Here is a 17,761-nt window from a genome sequence, read left to right on the forward strand (position 1 = left end):
ATACATATAATACACTTAAAGAGTAACATTGACTATGAGAGGGTGTGACCCATGTTATACAAAATCGATATGAAAAGTTCAGAACCGCTATACGAACAAATCGTCAATCAAACGAAAGAGCTCGTTATCCGTGGAATTTTACGACCCGGAGATAAGGTGATGTCCGTGCGTGAACTCGCCACCGATCTTGTCATCAATCCGAATACGGTCAGTAAGGCGTATCAGGAGTTGGAACGGCTCGGGCTGCTTGAGATGCGACGTGGGCGCGGGACGTTTGTCTCCGAGGACTGGGTGGACGATGATGCGGCACGTGAGCCGGTCATCGCCTCGATCAAAAAGATTGCGATTGATTGCCACTATGCGAACGTGCCGTTAGACGAAGCCATTGGCGTATTGCGAACGGAATATGAGAAAGTAGGGAAATCCAATGCTGAAAGTTGAACAGTTAAGTAAAAAAATTGACCGTCAAACGATTCTAGATGGCATCGACTTTACTGTCGAATCTGGAGAAATCATCGCGCTCGTCGGACGTAACGGTGCCGGTAAGACAACGCTTCTCCGCACGATGGTCGGTATCATTCGCCCAGACATGGGCGACGTGCTCTATGGTTCGAAAAGTATCTTTAAAGATGCGGGATTGAAGCGTGACGTTATCTTCGTACCGGATTCAGCCGATGCGCTCAAAAATTATACGGTGAATGAGGCGACGGACCTGTATGAATCGATTTATCCATCCTTCAACCGTACCGTCTTCCGTGAGACATTGACACGATACAACATCGACAACAAAAAGATCCGCCAGCTTTCTAAAGGACAAAAGGCACTCGTGACGTTATCACTTGCTTTCGCTGTCCAAGCGAAGTACTACCTGCTCGACGAACCGACGGACGGACTTGATGTCGTCGCCAAATCCGATGTGTTGAAGCTGATGATTGCTCAAGTCGAGAATCGGAACTGCTCGATCATCGTCTCAAGTCACCAACTGCATGAACTCGAACGCATCGCTGACCGCATCATCATGATTGAGAATGGACGTGTCAAAGCGATCTTGTCGCTCGAAGAGGCGCGTGCCCTCAGCATCAAGTGGCAAGTCGTCTTCAACGACCATGTCCCGGTCGAACTGCTAGAACGAAAAGATATCGAAATCATCAGCGTGACGGGACGTGTCGTGCTGTTCATGGCGAAAGAACGGACGGACGAGCTCGAAACGTTCATCGATTCATATAATCCGATGCTCATCGAAGAGATTCCGATGTCTCTTGAAGACGTCTTCCGTGTCCAGTTAGGAGGAGAAGCCCATGTTGTCTAAAGTATTGTTAAAGAAAGATTGGAAACAAGTGTCGTTGCTTTGGATGCTGCTCGTCTTCTTAGGCGTCGTCGCCTTCACTGTGCCGGCTTGGACACAATTCGAACAGTTTGATGAGCAGATTAAAGATGCACGAGCGAATTCTGTAGATTACGGCATCCCGTTTGAAGAACGAGATCGCCTGACGGTTGAGTCTTTCTTCGACCCTGATTCGAGTTTAGCTTTCTATCTTGGTGACATAGGTGATGTCATTCCGGTAGGACCAGTTGTATTCTTATTCGTCGTGTTTAGTGCGCTCATGGCCACGTCGCTCATTGGTGCCGAACGAAACAGTCAAATGTCAGACTTTTCGATGTCGCTCCCCTTCACCCGCACCCAGCTGTACATATCAAAATGGGTGTTGGGGGCAAGTGGGATTATCATGTCCACGCTGTTAGGAAGTATCGCGATGTTTGCATTGGTCGCCACTTCCCGTTATTCGTTCTTATTAGAAGGGACCGTATTTAAATCGATCGTGATCGTCCTGTACATCGCCTTGATTGGGATCTCATTATTCTCGTTGGCTTTATGGATGGGATCATTCGGTGGGGAATCGATTTCTCAATCGGTGTGGTCGTTTGTCGCCTTGATTTTCCCGTTAGGTATTCTCGCATTGATTCAAGGATCCGCTTACTCGTTGACTGGTCGAGGTGATGCGTTGGGTTGGTTAATCGATTCAGCTTATGAAAGTGTATTTATTCAAGCTATCTCACCACTCGGTAACTTGATGAATTTATCTTTATATGAATACATTCGATCCGATCAGTATTGGCAAGAGTTCGTCACGATTAGCATCCCATCGTCTATCGTCTTTATCGCCTTGTCATTCTGGTTAGGAGCTTGGATGTACAATCGTGCACCGCAAGAAAACAACGGTCGTTTCTTCATGTTCAACAACTGGTTATGGCTCGTCCACATTATCATCGTTGGATGTATCGCGATGTTCACAGGAATTGTGTTCACGACATTCACGTATCAAGCGAACAGTATGTTGTACATCGTAGGCTTTGTGATCGGAGCGTTCTTAGCACACTTACTCGCTAAACGCTTGCTTTACCGCTTCAACTTGAGACTCAAATCGTAAGGAGGGACACCTATGAAACGCTTATGTCTGTTGCTCGTACTCGTCATCTCACTGGCAGGATGTATGAACCCGGAACCGGACGCCTTTGAATACAAAGGGGCGAAAGTCGGGGACAATGCAGCCGTCGTCGGCATTGCCGGAAGATTGCCGCTACATGAATGCTATCGATCGGTCGAACTGCAGACGAAGAAGCGTCCTTATGGGTTGACCGTCCGTTACGAAGACCCGGGTATGGAACGAGCGGAACAAGAACATCTGGCGATTCGGAATGCGGCTGCCTATTTCACCCTCATCCCGAACGCCGAAATCGTCCGTTTTGCTTTCCCGAACCGGACCTATGCCTTCTCTCGACCTGAAATGGAGGCATGGTTCGGGACTGACTTCTCAAATATTCGTCATGAAAAAGAATTGCAACAACTCATGAATCAGAAGCTTGAAAAACTGGATTCGAAAGATTCCTATTTTAGGCGGGTATGACAGCGATTGGATGACAAATCCAATCGCTTTTTTTGATATTTTCTGAAAATTATCGGGTAAAGGGTAGATGAAAGCGTTTTCTTAGCATTATAATAGGGGTAACTGAATGAGTATTCATTTCCTAAGGAGGAACAGCGATGAACAAACCGTGGTTACAAGATTATCCAAAAGGAATGCCCCAGTCAATCGATTATGAGGTAAAGGCGCTCTATGAGGCGTTGTCTCGCGCAGCAAAGGATTATCCAAATCGTACGGCCGTCTCCTTTATCGGAAAGGAGTGGACATTCGCGGAAATCGATGATGCCGCACGTCGACTCGGAACGATGCTTCAAGCGAAAGGGCTTGAAAAAGGCGACCGCGTCAGCCTCATGCTTCCGAACTGTCCTCAATACGTCATCTCATTCTATGCCGTGCTCTATGCAGGTGGGACGGTCGTCCAGACGAATCCGCTCTATACGGAACGTGAGCTAGAAAACCTCGTCACGGACGCAGGTGTCAAAATTGTCATCACCCTCGACCTGCTATATCCGAAAACACTTCGCGTCAGTGAGAAGACGGAGATTCAAACCGTGATCACGACGAGTATCGCTGATTACTTACCATTCCCGAAAAACAAACTGTATCCAATCAAAGTGAAACGTGAGAACAATATCGTCATCGATACGACCGGTTCGACGCTGTTCAAAGATTATAAGGACTTCAATCCTATCACGCCGCTCGACATCGATCCAAAAGAAGATGTCGCCGTTCTTCAATATACAGGGGGAACAACGGGACTTCCGAAAGGTGTCATGTTGACTCATTTCAACTTGACGGCGAACGCGGATCAAATCACGAACTTATTCTATAAGTACAATCGAGGGGACGAGAAACGCGTCTTGTGTGTCGTGCCGTTCTTCCACGTCTATGGGATGTCGTGCTGTCTGAACTTTGGGGTCACGAACGGCTATGAGCTCGTCCTCGTGCCACGTTTTGAAGTGACGGATGTCTTGAAGACGATTCAGAAGAAAAAGCCGCACTTCTTCCCAGGAGCTCCGACGATGTACGTCGGGATCTTGAACGACCCGAAACTGAAAAAGTACGACTTGTCATCGATTGAAGCGTGTATCTCAGGTTCGGCACCGCTTCCGATTGAGGTACAAGAAGAGTTCGAGAAGATCACGGGTGGTCGCATCGTCGAAGGATACGGATTGTCTGAGACGTCGCCGGTTACGCACGCGAACTTCTTATGGGATAAGCGAATCGTCGGCTCAATTGGTGCGCCGCTGTCGGATACTTCTGCTAAAATAGTAAAAGCAGACGGAGAGATGGAAGCAGATATCGGCGAGATCGGTGAAATCATGCTGAGCGGTCCACAAGTCATGAAAGGCTACTGGCAGAAACCGGAGGAAACGGCAGCCGTCTTGAAAGATGGGTGGCTCGCAACCGGTGATCTCGGCTACATGGGCGAGGACGGGTTCTTCTATATTGTCGACCGGAAGAAGGACATGATCATCGCAGGTGGCTTTAATGTCTATCCGCGTGAAATCGAAGAAGTCCTCTACGAACATCCGGCCGTGAAGGAAGTGGTCTGTATCGGTGTCCCAGATCCATATCGGGGTGAGACGGTCAAAGCGTTCATCGTCCTTCGCGATGGCTCGAGTGTGACGGAAGAAGAACTCGACAAACATTGTCGCGAGAAGCTTGCGGCTTATAAAGTGCCAAAGTTGTATGAGTTCCGCGACGAGTTGCCGAAGACGTTCGTCGGTAAGATTTTACGCCGTGTCCTCGTCGACGAAGAGAAGGCCAAACAAGTGAAACAAAGCAGTTGACACCAAGCGTACGCATGATAGAATAATAAATGAATGAACCATCATTCATTTTTCTGCAACGGTAAGGAGCTTGGGGTTAATGACAAATCATATTTCGAAAAGTGACCGAATCATTGATGCGGCGGTCAAAGTAATTGCCAATCATGGCTATCACGGTGCAAAGGTGACAGCCATCGCCAAAGAGGCGGGTGTCGCGGACGGCACGATCTATTTGTACTTTAAAAACAAGGAGCATCTCTTAATCGAATTGTTCCAAGCGAAGATGGGGCTGTTCATCGACTACTCGAAACAACAAATCGAGAGCGAGACGTCAGCCGGGAGTAAGTTGTATCAGTTGATTGAATCACATTTAAAGCAACTGTCGGCAGATTACGACCTCGCCGTCGTGACACAAATCGAACTGCGGCAGTCGAACTTGGTACTTCGCCAAAAAATCGGAGAAGTGCTCAAACCGTATTTGAACTTAATCGATTCTGTCGTCAAACATGGAATCGAGACTGGAGAGTTTGACAAGGATTTAGACTATCGACTCGCCCGTCAAATGATTTTCGGCACAATCGATGAGGTTGTGACGAGTTGGATGGCGAGCGGCTTCAAGTATGATCTGTTGTCGACGCTTCCAAATGTGCACCATATGTTGAAAAAAGGGCTTACGTAACAGTGAGCCCTATCACTAGCTCAAAAAATGAATGCTGATTCATGAATGATGGGAAGAATTGACTAAAGGGGGATCAACCATGAATATTTTTGTTTTGCTGAAACGTACGTTTGATACTGAGGAAGCAATTCAGCTCGAGAATGGGGAAATTCAAGAAGACGGCGCTGAGTTCATCATCAACCCGTATGACGAATATGCGGTCGAAGAAGCGATTCAAAAACGTGACGCACTCGGGGGAGAGGTCACGGTCGTCACGGTAGGACCAGAAGATGCGGACAAAGAATTACGTACAGCACTCGCAATGGGTGCGGACAAAGCCGTTCGCATCTCAATCGAGGACGATGTCGAGGATGCGGACCATGTCACGATTTCAAAAGTTCTCGCCTCATACTTGAAAGAACAGGACGCAGACCTCATCTTCGCAGGAAACGTGGCAATCGATGGCGGTAGCGGACAAGTCGCACCACGTGTCGCAGAACTTCTCGACATGAACTACGTGACGACGATCACGGGTCTTGAAATCGATGGTACAACGGCTACGGTCACACGTGACGTCGAAGGGGATACGGAAGTGATCGAAGTCGCACTCCCACTTCTCGTAACGGCACAACAAGGGTTGAACGAGCCGCGTTACCCGAGCTTGCCAGGAATCATGAAGGCGAAGAAGAAACCGCTCGAAGAACTCGAACTCATGGACATCGATCTCGATGAAGATGAAATCGAAGCGAAAATCGAGACGATTGAACGATTCTTGCCAGAAGAGAAGAAAGCCGGTCGCATCCTTGAAGGCGATATGTCGACACAAGTGAGCGAGCTCGTACAACTTCTTCGCACGGAAGCGAAAGTCATTTAAGGGGGAGATCATAGATGAAAGCTTTAGTACTCGCAGAAGCGCGTGAAGGCGCGTTACGTAACGTATCATTCGAAGCCATCGCTGCGGCGAAGCAATTGACAGACGATGTGACGGCAGTCGTGATTGGGGATCACGTGCAATCACTCGCACAAGAACTCGGGGAGTATGGCGCAAGCCGTGTCCTCGTCGTCGAAGATGATCGCCTTAAGCATTATACGCCAGACGGCTACGGACAAGTGCTCCGTCAGTTGATCGAGCAAGAAAATCCGGAAATGATTGTTCTCGGGCACACGGCTCTCGGGAAAGATATCGCACCGAAACTTGCGGCACGTCTTGATGCCGGACTCATCAGTGACGTTGTCTCGATCGAAGGAACAGGACGCGACGCAGAGTTCGTTCGCCCAATCTACTCAGGGAAGGCGTTCGAGAAAGTGAAGTTCAAAGATTCGGTCATGTTCTTCACAATCCGTCCAAACAACATCGATGCACTTGCACGTCAAGCGGGCGCGAGCGTCTCTGTTGAAACGCCGGCGGTCGAATTGAAAGACCTCGCGATGATCGTCAAAGAAGTCGTGCGTAAGGCGACTGGGAAAGTAGATTTGGCGGAAGCGAAAGTTATCGTCGCAGGTGGACGTGGCGTGAAGAGCGAAGATGGATTCAAACCGCTTGAAGAGTTGGCTGAGCTTCTCGGAGGAGCGGTCGGTGCTTCACGTGGAGCATGTGACGCTGATTACTGCGATTACGCACTTCAAATCGGACAGACGGGTAAAGTTGTCACGCCAGACCTCTACATCGCATGTGGGATCTCAGGAGCAATTCAACACTTGGCTGGGATGAGTAACGCGAAAGTCATCGTCGCCATCAACAAGGACCCAGAAGCAAACATCTTCAGCGTGGCAGACTATGGCATCGTCGGCGACTTGTTCGATGTCGTCCCGATGTTGACAGAAGAGTTCCGTAAGCACCTCGTCAATAGCTAATAAGCAAAACGTTTTGGGGTTGTTACCCTCCGTGGTATACTCTGAACATGAATTGCATGAGAGTTCTTTACCAGGACTCTCTCATCTTATTGGGGAGGTTTTTACAAATGGCTATTAAACACGCAACGACTCAATCGTTTGAACAAGATGTAAAAGAGGGCGTCGTCCTCGTAGATTTCTGGGCAACTTGGTGTGGACCATGTCGCATGATCGCGCCAGTTCTCGAAGAACTCGATCAAGAAATGGGTGACCAAGTCCAAATCGTGAAACTCGACGTCGACGAAAACCCTGAAGTCGCAGGTGCTTTCCAAATCCAAAGTATCCCGACACTCATGATGTTCAAAGATGGCGAGCCTGTTTCGAAAACAATGGGCTTCCAACCAAAAGAAGCATTGAAAGAGTTTATCGCGACAGCACAATAATTGCGTAGCAGCCGATTGAGATCGGCTGCTTTTTTGTTTTGCGGAATAGAAAAGAAGGAAAAGGACAGGCAAGTAGGGAATAAGTTGAGTTATTCCACGCACCCTCAATCCGGTCATATTCCGATACATAACGTCTGATTTCAAAATTTTTTTGAAGAAATTCCGTCGGCTTCCTTCATATTTAACAGATTCGGAATTTTGACGGGGGAGCGCTTGAACTGGAAGCTTTTATCATGGAAACAGACTGAAAATTTACGCTATACTCATGAGGAAGACATGATGGAGTCAAGTGACCTTACTTTACGGCTCAATCTATTGTACGACTCTGTTCGAAGGAGGAATTTTCTTGTCGCTGTTACATTTAGCTATTTTGTTGCCGCTTCTTGCGGCACCATTCATCCCGCTTTTGTTCCGGGGGATGAAACAAATTCATACAGGCTGGTTCGTCTTGATCGTTCCGGTCGTGCTCGTCACCTACTTCGCCGGATTCATTCCGATCACGAGTGCAGGGGACGTCGTGACAGAGACGATTGCGTGGATGCCGTCCCTCGGGATTAACTTCACGGCATACGTCGATGGACTCAGTCTCTTGTTCGCGCTTCTCATCACGGGAATTGGCGCACTTGTCGTCCTCTATTCGATTTACTATTTGAATAAGGACAAAGAGTCGCTCGGGCATTTTTACGTTTATCTCTTGATGTTCATGAGTGCGATGCTCGGGGTCGTTCTCTCGGATAACATGATTGTCATGTATATGTTCTGGGAGCTCACATCGATTTCTTCATTCCTATTGATTGGGTACTGGTATGAGAAAGAACGTTCACGCTATGGTGCGCAGAAGTCGATGCTTCTCACCGTGTTCGGTGGATTGTCGATGCTCGGAGGGATTGTCTTACTCGAATCGATGGTCGGTTCGTACAGCATTCGCGATATGGTCGCGAACTCGGGCGTCATCGCCGAGAGTCCGTTCTTCCTCGTCGCGATGATTCTCATCTTGCTCGGGGCGTTCACGAAGTCGGCGCAGTTCCCGTTCCACATCTGGTTGCCTGACGCGATGGAAGCACCGACTCCGGTCAGTGCGTACCTCCACTCAGCAACGATGGTCAAGGCGGGTCTCTACCTTGTGGCCCGCATGAGCCCGGTGTTCCAAGAATCATCCGTCTGGCTATGGACGATAGCCGGGGTCGGGATGTTCACGATGTTCTGGGGTTCGTTCAACGCCGTGAAGCAGACCGACCTGAAGGGAATCCTAGCGTTCTCGACCGTCAGTCAACTCGGGTTGATCATGTCACTCCTTGGACTCGGAGCGGCGGCGCTCCACTATGACGGCATGGATGACAACATCTTTATGGTCGCGACGATTGCGGCGATCTTCCATTTGATCAACCACGCGACGTTCAAAGGCTCGCTCTTCATGATGGTCGGGATTGTCGACCACGAGACGGGCACACGTGACATTCGTAAACTCGGTGGTCTGATGACCGTCATGCCGATTTCATTCACGGTCGCCGTCATCGGTTCTTTATCGATGGCTGGTCTTCCGCCATTTAACGGATTCTTGAGTAAAGAGATGTTCTTGAAGGCGACGACGAAAGTCTTCTCGGCCGACTTCTTTGCGCTTGATACGATTGGGATTTTGCTCCCGGTCATCGCGTTCGTCGGAAGTGTGTTCACGTTCATCTACAGCATCATGCTGTTCACGCGGACGTTCATGGGCAAGGCAAAGTTCGATCAATTGCCGAAACAACCGCATGAGGCGCCGATTGGCATGTTAATCTCACCGGTCATCCTTGCACTTCTCGTTGTCGTGCTCGGGTTCTTCCCGAACGTCTTGTCGAACTCGCTCATCAAACCAGCCGTCGAGTCGATCTATCCGACACTCGTCGCACAAGGGCAAGAAGTCGATGTTCACATCTACTTCTGGCACGGTTTGACACCAGAACTCTTCATGACGATCGGGATCGTCCTTCTCGGTTCATTGATGTTCTGGCAAATGGGTAAATGGATAGGCATCTACAACCGCATCCCACATCGTCTGACGCTCAACGGGATGTACGACGGTACGCTCGTCTGGTCGAACAAGGCGGCATATCGCTTTAAGGACAACTACATGACTGGATTCATCCGGTCGTACTTGATCTATATTTTCGTCTTCCTCTCAGGCATGATGCTCTTCAGTATCTGGTGGTTCGACATGTACCGCTTCTCGTTTGAGAACCTGGCTGAGATTGCACCGTATGAATATGTGCTCGGAGCCGTCGTCATGCTAGCGGCGCTCGCGATTCTCTTCATGAAGTCGCGTCTCCCGTCCATCATTCTCCTTGGGGTCGTTGGTTACGGCGTGGCACTGTTCTTCGTCTTCTTCGGTGCACCGGACTTGGCACTCACGCAGCTCGTCATCGAGACGGTCTCGGTCGCATTGTTCTTGCTCGTCTTCTATCACATGCCGGACATCAGCAAGAAGGAAGTTCGGATGCGTTTCAAAGTCGGGAATGCTATCGTGGCTGTTCTCGTCGGGACGACCGTGACGCTTCTCAGCTTCATGGCACTCACAAACAAATCGCTCACCTCGATCTCAGAGTATTACAAAGAGAACGTGTATGAGCTTGCAGCAGGTAAAAACATGGTCAACGTCGTTCTCGTCGACTTCCGTGGATTTGATACCTTGTTTGAAATCGTCGTTCTCGGGATTGCAGCTTTCGGGATCTACACGATGATTAAATTTAGAACAACACGACGTACGAAAGGAGAAGCTGAACATGAAGCAAAACAGCAGACGCGTCAATGACGTCATTTTGCAGACGGCCGCGATTATCATTTTCTTCATCATTGTCATCTTCTCCATCGACTTGTTCTTTGCCGGTCACTATTCACCAGGTGGAGGATTCATCGGTGGATTGATGACATCCGCGGCACTCGTCTTGTTGCTACTCGCATTTGATTCGAAGACGCTTGCGAACGTGCTCCCGATCGACTACCGTCTCATGACGGCGACCGGATTACTGATTGCACTCGCGACAGGTCTTCACTCCGTATTCTTGGGTCGTCCGTTCTTGACGCATGCTTACGGGAAGTTCGACTTACCACTTCTCGGTGAACAGACGCTCCATACGGCGATTGCGTTCGACTTAGGGGTTTACCTCGTAGTCATCGGAATCACGTTGACGATTATACAAACGATTGGAGAGAGTGAATAATGGAAATCTTCGTTAGCATCATCATCGGTGTCTTGACGATGTGTGCCGTCTATCTTGTTCTCTCAAGAAGTTTGTTACGCATCATCATCGGCACTGCCTTGTTCAGTCACGCGGCACACCTTCTCGTCTTGACGACGGCAGGTTTGAAGACAGGGGCTGCCCCTGTCCTCGTCGACGGTGTGACTGAATTCACAGACCCGTTACCGCAAGCGCTCGTCTTGACGGCAATCGTGATCAGTTTCGGGGTGACGGCGTTCTTCCTCGTACTTGCTTACCGCACGTACCAGGAGCTCAGCACGGACAATATGGAAGAAATGAAAGGAACAGAATCGTATGATTAACTTACCGGTCTTTCCAATCGTCATTCCTGCGCTTGCGGCCATCCTTATGATGTTTATGCCAAAACGGGTCCAGCTGCAGCGCGTGATGGCTCTTGGAGCTTTAGTTATGACGGCGATCGTGTCACTCTTTCTCGTGCATACGGTCTCCACGGAGGGAATTCAAACCCTCAACCTCGGGAACTGGCAAGCGCCGTTCGGCATCACGCTCGTATCGGATATGCTGTCAGCCCTACTCGTGACGACGTCGACTCTCCTCACGCTCTTCATCGTGTGGTTCGCCGTCCATTATTTCTCAGATTCATATGAAGGCAACTACTTGTACATTTCGATGCTGTTCTTGCTCGTCGGGGTGAACGGTGCCTTCACGACAGGTGATATTTTCAACTTGTTCGTCTTCTTCGAGGTCTTCTTGATGTCCTCATACGTGTTGATTGTACTCGGTGGACGTGGCGTCCAGTTACGTGAATCGATCAAATACTTGCTCGTGAACATCATCGCCTCGGCGCTCTTCGTCATGTCGGTCGCCTTGCTTTACGGAGTCACAGGCACGCTCAACTTGGCGGACTTGGCGATGAAGATCCCGCTCGTCGATAACCCGGACGTCATCACTGTCATCGGTGTGCTGTTCGTCATCGTCTTCGGGATGAAAGGGGCACTCGTCCCACTTCACTACTGGCTCCCTGGAGCGTACGTGGTCGCACCGACCCCGATTCTCGCCATGTTTGGGGCACTCTTGACGAAAGTCGGGGTGTACTCGATCTTGCGGACGTACACGCTACTGTTTGATGGGAACGGTGAATTTTTACAGACGTTCCTCATGGTGCTCGCTGTCCTCACCATCTTCATCGGGATGACAGGGGCCATCGCATATAACGATGTGAAACTGATCATCATCTACAACATCATGATCGCGGTCGGGGTCATCTTGTACGGGATCTCGGTCAATACGCAGACGTCCCTTGAAGGGTCACTCTACTATTTGATTCACGACATGATCATCAAAGCGGTTCTCTTCATGCTCGTCGGGATGATGATCGGAATCACCAAATCCGGTCAACTCCGTGATATGGGTGGACTCATCACCCGTTTCCCGCTGTTCGGATGGACGTTCTTCGTCGCAGCGCTCTCGCTCGCAGGGATTCCGCCACTTAGTGGATTCTTCGGAAAGTTATTGATCGTCTCAGGTGGGATGGACGAAGGCGAGCTGTTCGGACCACTTCTCGTCCTCTTGTCGAGTCTCTTCGTCCTCTATTCGGTCATGAAGATTTTCTTGAACGGGTTCTGGGGCGAGGCGAAGCGCGAGTATGATGGACCGCTCGTACCGTATACGAAGCGTTTGATCGTGCCGGTCTTCTTGTTGCTCATCATTGCGGTCGCATACGGATTTGGGGCAGAAGCCATCCATCCGTATATCACGCAAGCGATTGAGCCGCTCGTCAATCCAGAAATCTATATCGATGCCGTGATAAAGGAGTGAATGACAGATGGCTTATCAACTATTGATTAACTTTTTCTTGGCGTTCATCTGGATGTTCCTCACGGGATCGTTCACAACGAGCGGATTCTTCGTCGGGTATCTACTTGGCTTACTCATCTTGTTCATGATGCGCCGATTCTTTAAATCTAGTGGAGGCGGCTTTTACTTCACACGCGTCTGGCGTCTATTTAAACTGCTGCTCATCTTCATCCGTGAATTGTTCCTCGCGAACTTTGAGGTACTGCGTCTCGTCCTTAGTCCGAAGTTGAAAATCCAACCAGGGATTTTCCGCTATGAGACGTCGCTCGACAAAGGATGGAAAGTCAGCTTGCTCTCGATGCTGATCACGCTCACACCAGGGACGCTCGTCGTTCAGGTGTCAAAAGACAATTCCGTGCTCTATATCCACGCACTTAACATGCCGGATAAAGAAGCGTTACAAAAAGACATTTATGATAACTTTGAATCAAGCATTAAGGAGGCGACAGAGTGATGGATTTACTAGACATTCTCATCTACATCTCGCTCGCCATTCTCTTGCTTGCGATGTTGATGATGTTGTATCGTGTCGTCAAAGGACCGACGACGGCAGACCGAGTCATCGCGCTCGACTCCATCGGGATCGCGCTTATCTCGGTCGTCGCGTTACTATCGATTCTGCTCGATACGACTTTGTATTTTGAAGTCATCTTGCTACTCAGTATTTTGGCCTTCATCGGAACGGTGGCGTTCTCGAAATTCTTAGAGAGGGGAGAGATTATCCAACATGACCGCGACAATGATCTTTGATCTCATTACCGGCATCTTCACGATCATCGGCGTCTTCTTCACCGTCGTCGCCGCGATCGGTCTCATCCGTCTCCCAGATATTTATTCGAGAACACACGCTGCCTCAAAGAGTGCGACACTCGGTGTCATGTTCGTCCTCTTTGCAGCCGTCCTTCACGTATATGTCGATGAACGGGTGTTTGATGCAAGACTCTTGCTCGGTCTCTTCTTCGTCCTCTTGACAGCTCCTGTTGGGGGTCACCTCATCTCGCGTGCGGCGCACGCGAAAGGTGTTCCACTTTGGGAGAAGTCGTTACAAGACGCGCTGAAAGAAGACAAGGACAAAGGAATCGAATAAGTAAAAGACGGGATTCGCCACGAGGCGAGTCCCGTCTTTTGTTTAGATGAGATAGGTCAGGTCGGAGGCGGCGGTCGGATAGGCGACTTCTAAGTGCTTCACATGTTGATGCGACAGTTTGTTCTGTATAATGTAAGAGAACAGGTTGATAAGTTCTGGGGCATGATGACCAATCAAATGAGCCCCGATGACGTGCCCTTCTGCACTTAGTAACACTTTTGAATATGCGGTTGTGTCATTGATTCGTGAATAGGTGAGGAAGTGCGACATGTCCGTTTCTTTCACGTCGAAGTCAATGCCCTCAGCTTCCGCTTCCTCGACCGTAAAACCGACTTTGGCAATCGGTGGTGTCGCATAGACGATGGTCGGAGCCGGACGCTCAGGGAGTGACCTTGTATTCCCGTGAAGCATATTGAGTGCGGCGAGGCGCCCTTCCAGACCGGCGAATGGAGTGAGTTTGGGATTTGAACTGTTAGCGACGTCGCCTGCGGCGTATATATTTGGGTTACTTGTTTGCAGATGCTCGTTCACATGTACACCGCGATGATCAGCTGTGACACCTGCCGCTTCAAGCCGAAGTCGCTCGATGCTTGGAATTCGTCCTGTAGCGTTAAGGACAACTCCTTCTAGGGTAGAGTCATCTGATAACGTTAAGACGTTGCTATCGATTCGTATTGGCTCGACGTCATGTCGGACGGTGATGCCGATTCGCTTCGATTCTTCGATGAGCCGGTGGACGACGTTCGGGTCGAATGCCTTCAACGCATGTGAACGAATGAGGAGTGTCACGTCGCTTCCGAATCGTCGGAAGATATGGGCGAATTCAAAGGCGATATAGCCTCCCCCCACGATATGAATCGATTCAGGCAACGCGTCGAGGTCGAACACATCATCGCTCGTGATCGCCAGTTCGCCACCTGGGATATCGAGAGGGCGGGGCGTTTGACCCGTAGCGATTAAAAATTGATTGGCAGAGAGCTCGTGACCATCGATGACGATTGAATCCTCATCGATAAAGCGAGGCTCTCCCTGATATAAGTCTATGTTCATCTCATCCCAATGCTGTTTTTTGGATGTTGGGATAGAGAGGCGGTACTCATCAATCCGCTTTTTAAAGGACGACCAATCGAGTGACAGGCTTCCTTCGACGCCAAGCTCACGCATACGTTCCGTTCGGGCAAGGAGTTCTGCTCCTTCGGTAAGCATCTTCTTCGGGTCACATCCGCGTTGAGGACATGTTCCTCCGAACGTCCAATTCTCAATGATGGCGATCTCTTTACCGGCTTCGCGTAAAATGGAAGCGGCTTGACCCGCTGCGGAGCCGCTACCGACAATGATGACATCGTATCGTTTCATACTATAAAATCCTCCTCTGGCGAGATATCACACTCTTTTTCCCGTCCAGGAGGAAGCTAAACTGAGGTGAATGGAATTGAGTCATACCGACCACATTAAACATAAATTAGCGCTGCTCCCGGACGAGCCGGGTTGTTATCTGCATAAAAACGAATATGGTGAGGTCATCTATGTAGGGAAGGCGAAAAACCTCAAGAATCGGGTCCGTTCTTACTTCACGGGCGCACACGACATCAAGACGATGCGTCTCGTCGCAGAGATTCGTGACTTCGAGTACATCGTGACGGCGAGTGAACTCGAGGCGTTATTACTCGAAATGACGCTCATCAAAAAGCACGACCCGAAGTACAACATTCGCCTCAAAGACGACAAAACGTACCCATATATCAAGATTACGAACGAACCATATCCGCGTCTATTGACGACGCGGAAATTGAAAAAAGACGGCGGACATTACTTCGGACCGTATCCGAACGCCTATGCGGCGAACGAGACGAAACGTCTACTCGATAAACTGTATCCGCTGCGGAAATGTCAGCCGATGCCTAAGAAACTCTGTCTGTATTATCATATCGGGCAATGTTTAGGTCCTTGTGAGCTGGCGGTCGATACGGATTCGCAAAAAGAGATCGTCAATGAGATCCGGCGCTTCTTGAACGGGGAGACGGCTGAAACGCTCACGAAGCTGAACGTCGAGATGGGACGTGCCGCTGAGGATATGCAGTTCGAGCGGGCGGCTGAACTACGCGATCAAATTCGAGCAGTCGAATCGATTATGAACAAACAGAACATGATCACGGCCGACCCGACGGCCCGTGACGTCTTCGGCTATACGCTCGACCGAGGCTGGATGTGCGTCCAAGTATTCTATATGCGTGGCGGGAAGATGATTGAGCGAGATGTCTCGCTCTTCCCGATGCATGGAGAGCCTTCGGAAGAACTCGAAAGTTTCATCGTTCAGTTCTATGAACAAAACGTCGTGCCAAAAGAAATTCTCGTACCCGAGACGGTCCGGCTCGATTTACTGAATGACGCCATCGGAACGAAAGTGATGCAGCCGAAACGAGGGGCAAAGAAACAGTTGCTTGATTTAGCAACGAAGAATGCGACAATCGCCTTAAACGAGAAGTTCGAGTTGCTCGCCCGAGATGAAGAGCGGACGTTGCTCGCGATGCGTGAACTCGGGGAAGTAATCGGCATCCCCAACTTGTCACGTGTCGACATCATCGACAACGCGAACATCCAGGGGGCGGACGCCGTGTCGGCGCTCGTCGTCTTTGAAGACGGGAAGCCACTCAAAAAAGAATATCGGAAATACAAGATTCGGACGGTTCAAGGACCGGATGATTACGAGACGATGCGTGAAGTCGTCCGTCGACGATTCCGCCGTCTTTTGACGGAAGACAAGCGATTACCCGATCTCCTACTGATCGATGGGGGGATTGGACAATTAAACGCGGCGCTCGACGTCATCCAAAACGAGTTCGGGCTCGACTTGCCGGTTGGCTCGCTCAAAAAGGATGACCGACATCGAACGAGCCAACTGTTATTCGGAGAAGGTGGGGGCGTTGTCGAGCTCCATCCACGCTCGAGCGCTTTTTATCTGTTGCAGCGGATGCAAGATGAGGTCCACCGTTTCGCCATCACGTTCCACCGCAGCTTACGGACGAAGAAGATGACGAAGTCGATCCTCGATGAGATTCCGGGTGTCGGTCCGAAACGCCGTCAACAGCTTATCCGCCATTTCGGGTCGATGAAACAAATCCGTCTGGCATCGCTCGAACAATTGAAGGAAGCGGGATTGCCGGAAAAATTAGCGGAGACCGTGCTTCAATACGTGCATGAGGAGACGGATGAATGAGACAGATTACGACAGACGTGGAGAATACAATCGCTTCATTCGTGAGAGCGATTGATGAATTTCTACCAACCGTTCAGCATATATATATTCATGGATCATTAGCGATGGGTGGTTTTCATCCGAAACGAAGTGATGTAGATTTGTTGCTCGTCGTATCAAACGCATTGACTCGGGAGGAACGACAAAAACTCATCGACTGCTGTCTCTCGTACTCCAACGAACCATATCCGCTCGAACTGAGCATCATGACGATGGCGCAGCTAAAAGATTGGTATCATCCAAGTTCTTTTGAGTTTCACTATAGTGAAGGGTGGCGTTCACGTTTTGAAGAAGCTAGTAGGGAAGAAAGAACCGAATTGCAACAAGGATTCACCGATCCTGATTTGGCGGCTCACGTCCAAGTGATTTTAGAGCGTGGTATCACATGGCGAGGGCAACCACTTCATAAACTCCTTTCTGGATTTGATTCAGCTCATTTTTCTGATGCGATTCGAGCGGATGCGCTCGACTGTCTTGACTCGATTGAAGAACAGACGGTGTATAGCGTATTGAACTTGATACGTGGCCTGGCCTATGAACAAGAACGTGTTCTGCTCTCAAAACAAGAAGCACTCCATTGGTTAGTGAATAACGGACATTTTCCAGGAAATATTGTCGAAGTTGTTCGTAAGGCGACTCGGAGCTATGAAGGGGGAAGTGTGACGTTTCATCGACAAGAACTCAATGAATTCCGTCGCTACATGCGTCAACAACTTCAGCAGAAACAAAAATAA

General features: G+C 49.6%; 19 protein-coding genes. 18 read left to right on the forward strand and 1 reads right to left on the reverse strand.

The window, feature by feature from the left end:
• Positions 1-51 precede the first annotated feature (51 nt).
• The 16 genes from KNO73_RS00965 (at position 52) to mnhG (ending at position 13,771) form a co-directional block, all read left to right on the forward strand.
• Positions 52-441, forward strand: a complete 390-nt coding sequence (locus KNO73_RS00965) for a GntR family transcriptional regulator (RefSeq protein WP_078146516.1) — start codon at positions 52-54, stop codon at positions 439-441.
• Positions 428-1,309: an ABC transporter ATP-binding protein gene (locus KNO73_RS00970; protein WP_215111926.1), complete on the forward strand. Its 882-nt coding sequence runs from the start codon at positions 428-430 to the stop codon at positions 1,307-1,309. The genes KNO73_RS00965 and KNO73_RS00970 overlap by 14 nt, the downstream gene beginning before the upstream one ends.
• Complete coding sequence (locus KNO73_RS00975) at positions 1,299-2,429, forward strand: ABC transporter permease subunit (protein WP_215111927.1); 1,131 nt, start codon at positions 1,299-1,301, stop codon at positions 2,427-2,429. The genes KNO73_RS00970 and KNO73_RS00975 overlap by 11 nt, the downstream gene beginning before the upstream one ends.
• Before the next feature lie 12 nt (positions 2,430-2,441).
• Positions 2,442-2,906, forward strand: coding sequence for a DUF4825 domain-containing protein (locus KNO73_RS00980; protein ID WP_215111928.1), 465 nt, complete (start codon positions 2,442-2,444; stop codon positions 2,904-2,906).
• A 137-nt stretch (positions 2,907-3,043) separates the two neighbouring features.
• Positions 3,044-4,717: an AMP-binding protein gene (locus KNO73_RS00985; protein WP_215111929.1), complete on the forward strand. Its 1,674-nt coding sequence runs from the start codon at positions 3,044-3,046 to the stop codon at positions 4,715-4,717.
• Between the two features lie 79 nt (positions 4,718-4,796).
• On the forward strand, positions 4,797-5,375 hold the full coding sequence (locus tag KNO73_RS00990; protein WP_074037553.1) for a fatty acid metabolism transcriptional regulator FadR: 579 nt from the start codon (positions 4,797-4,799) through the stop codon (positions 5,373-5,375).
• A gap of 79 nt (positions 5,376-5,454) precedes the next feature.
• Entirely contained in the window at positions 5,455-6,228 is a 774-nt protein-coding gene (locus KNO73_RS00995) for an electron transfer flavoprotein subunit beta/FixA family protein (RefSeq protein ID WP_214757234.1), read from the forward strand.
• A gap of 14 nt (positions 6,229-6,242) precedes the next feature.
• A complete protein-coding gene (locus KNO73_RS01000) occupies positions 6,243-7,208 on the forward strand; it encodes an electron transfer flavoprotein subunit alpha/FixB family protein (RefSeq protein ID WP_015881089.1) in 966 nt (321 codons plus the stop codon).
• A gap of 107 nt (positions 7,209-7,315) precedes the next feature.
• Positions 7,316-7,630: a thioredoxin gene (gene trxA / locus KNO73_RS01005; RefSeq protein WP_015881090.1), complete on the forward strand. Its 315-nt coding sequence runs from the start codon at positions 7,316-7,318 to the stop codon at positions 7,628-7,630.
• A gap of 346 nt (positions 7,631-7,976) precedes the next feature.
• Complete coding sequence (locus KNO73_RS01010; protein ID WP_214757232.1) at positions 7,977-10,418, forward strand: Na+/H+ antiporter subunit A; 2,442 nt, start codon at positions 7,977-7,979, stop codon at positions 10,416-10,418.
• Positions 10,390-10,827: a Na(+)/H(+) antiporter subunit B gene (locus KNO73_RS01015; protein WP_015881092.1), complete on the forward strand. Its 438-nt coding sequence runs from the start codon at positions 10,390-10,392 to the stop codon at positions 10,825-10,827. The genes KNO73_RS01010 and KNO73_RS01015 overlap by 29 nt, the downstream gene beginning before the upstream one ends.
• On the forward strand, positions 10,827-11,168 hold the full coding sequence (locus KNO73_RS01020) for a Na(+)/H(+) antiporter subunit C (protein ID WP_015881093.1): 342 nt from the start codon (positions 10,827-10,829) through the stop codon (positions 11,166-11,168). Before KNO73_RS01015 ends, KNO73_RS01020 begins: the two co-directional genes overlap by 1 nt.
• Positions 11,161-12,645 (forward strand): Na+/H+ antiporter subunit D, encoded by a 1,485-nt coding sequence (locus KNO73_RS01025; protein ID WP_214684768.1) that lies wholly within the window; start codon positions 11,161-11,163, stop codon positions 12,643-12,645. Before KNO73_RS01020 ends, KNO73_RS01025 begins: the two co-directional genes overlap by 8 nt.
• A 7-nt stretch (positions 12,646-12,652) precedes the next feature.
• On the forward strand, positions 12,653-13,138 hold the full coding sequence (locus tag KNO73_RS01030; RefSeq protein WP_015881095.1) for a Na+/H+ antiporter subunit E: 486 nt from the start codon (positions 12,653-12,655) through the stop codon (positions 13,136-13,138).
• Positions 13,138-13,434, forward strand: a complete 297-nt coding sequence (locus KNO73_RS01035) for a Na(+)/H(+) antiporter subunit F1 (RefSeq protein ID WP_026826530.1) — start codon at positions 13,138-13,140, stop codon at positions 13,432-13,434. Before KNO73_RS01030 ends, KNO73_RS01035 begins: the two co-directional genes overlap by 1 nt.
• Complete coding sequence (gene mnhG / locus KNO73_RS01040) at positions 13,412-13,771, forward strand: monovalent cation/H(+) antiporter subunit G (protein ID WP_015881097.1); 360 nt, start codon at positions 13,412-13,414, stop codon at positions 13,769-13,771. Before KNO73_RS01035 ends, mnhG begins: the two co-directional genes overlap by 23 nt.
• 42 nt (positions 13,772-13,813) lie before the next feature.
• On the opposite strand, the gene KNO73_RS01045 is transcribed toward mnhG, so the two are convergent.
• Positions 13,814-15,127 (reverse strand): dihydrolipoyl dehydrogenase family protein, encoded by a 1,314-nt coding sequence (locus KNO73_RS01045; protein WP_215111930.1) that lies wholly within the window; start codon positions 15,125-15,127, stop codon positions 13,814-13,816.
• A gap of 70 nt (positions 15,128-15,197) precedes the next feature.
• Here KNO73_RS01045 and uvrC point away from each other — a divergent pair, with 70 nt between their 5' ends.
• Positions 15,198-16,988 (forward strand): excinuclease ABC subunit UvrC, encoded by a 1,791-nt coding sequence (uvrC, locus tag KNO73_RS01050; RefSeq protein ID WP_215111931.1) that lies wholly within the window; start codon positions 15,198-15,200, stop codon positions 16,986-16,988.
• Positions 16,985-17,761 carry an aminoglycoside adenylyltransferase domain-containing protein gene (locus KNO73_RS01055; RefSeq protein ID WP_215111932.1) on the forward strand — a complete coding sequence of 259 codons (777 nt, stop codon included), beginning with the start codon at positions 16,985-16,987 and terminating at the stop codon, positions 17,759-17,761. Before uvrC ends, KNO73_RS01055 begins: the two co-directional genes overlap by 4 nt.

Origin of the sequence: Exiguobacterium sp. s83 (genome assembly GCF_018617095.1) — a bacterium.
Taxonomy (GTDB): domain Bacteria; phylum Bacillota; class Bacilli; order Exiguobacteriales; family Exiguobacteriaceae; genus Exiguobacterium; species Exiguobacterium profundum.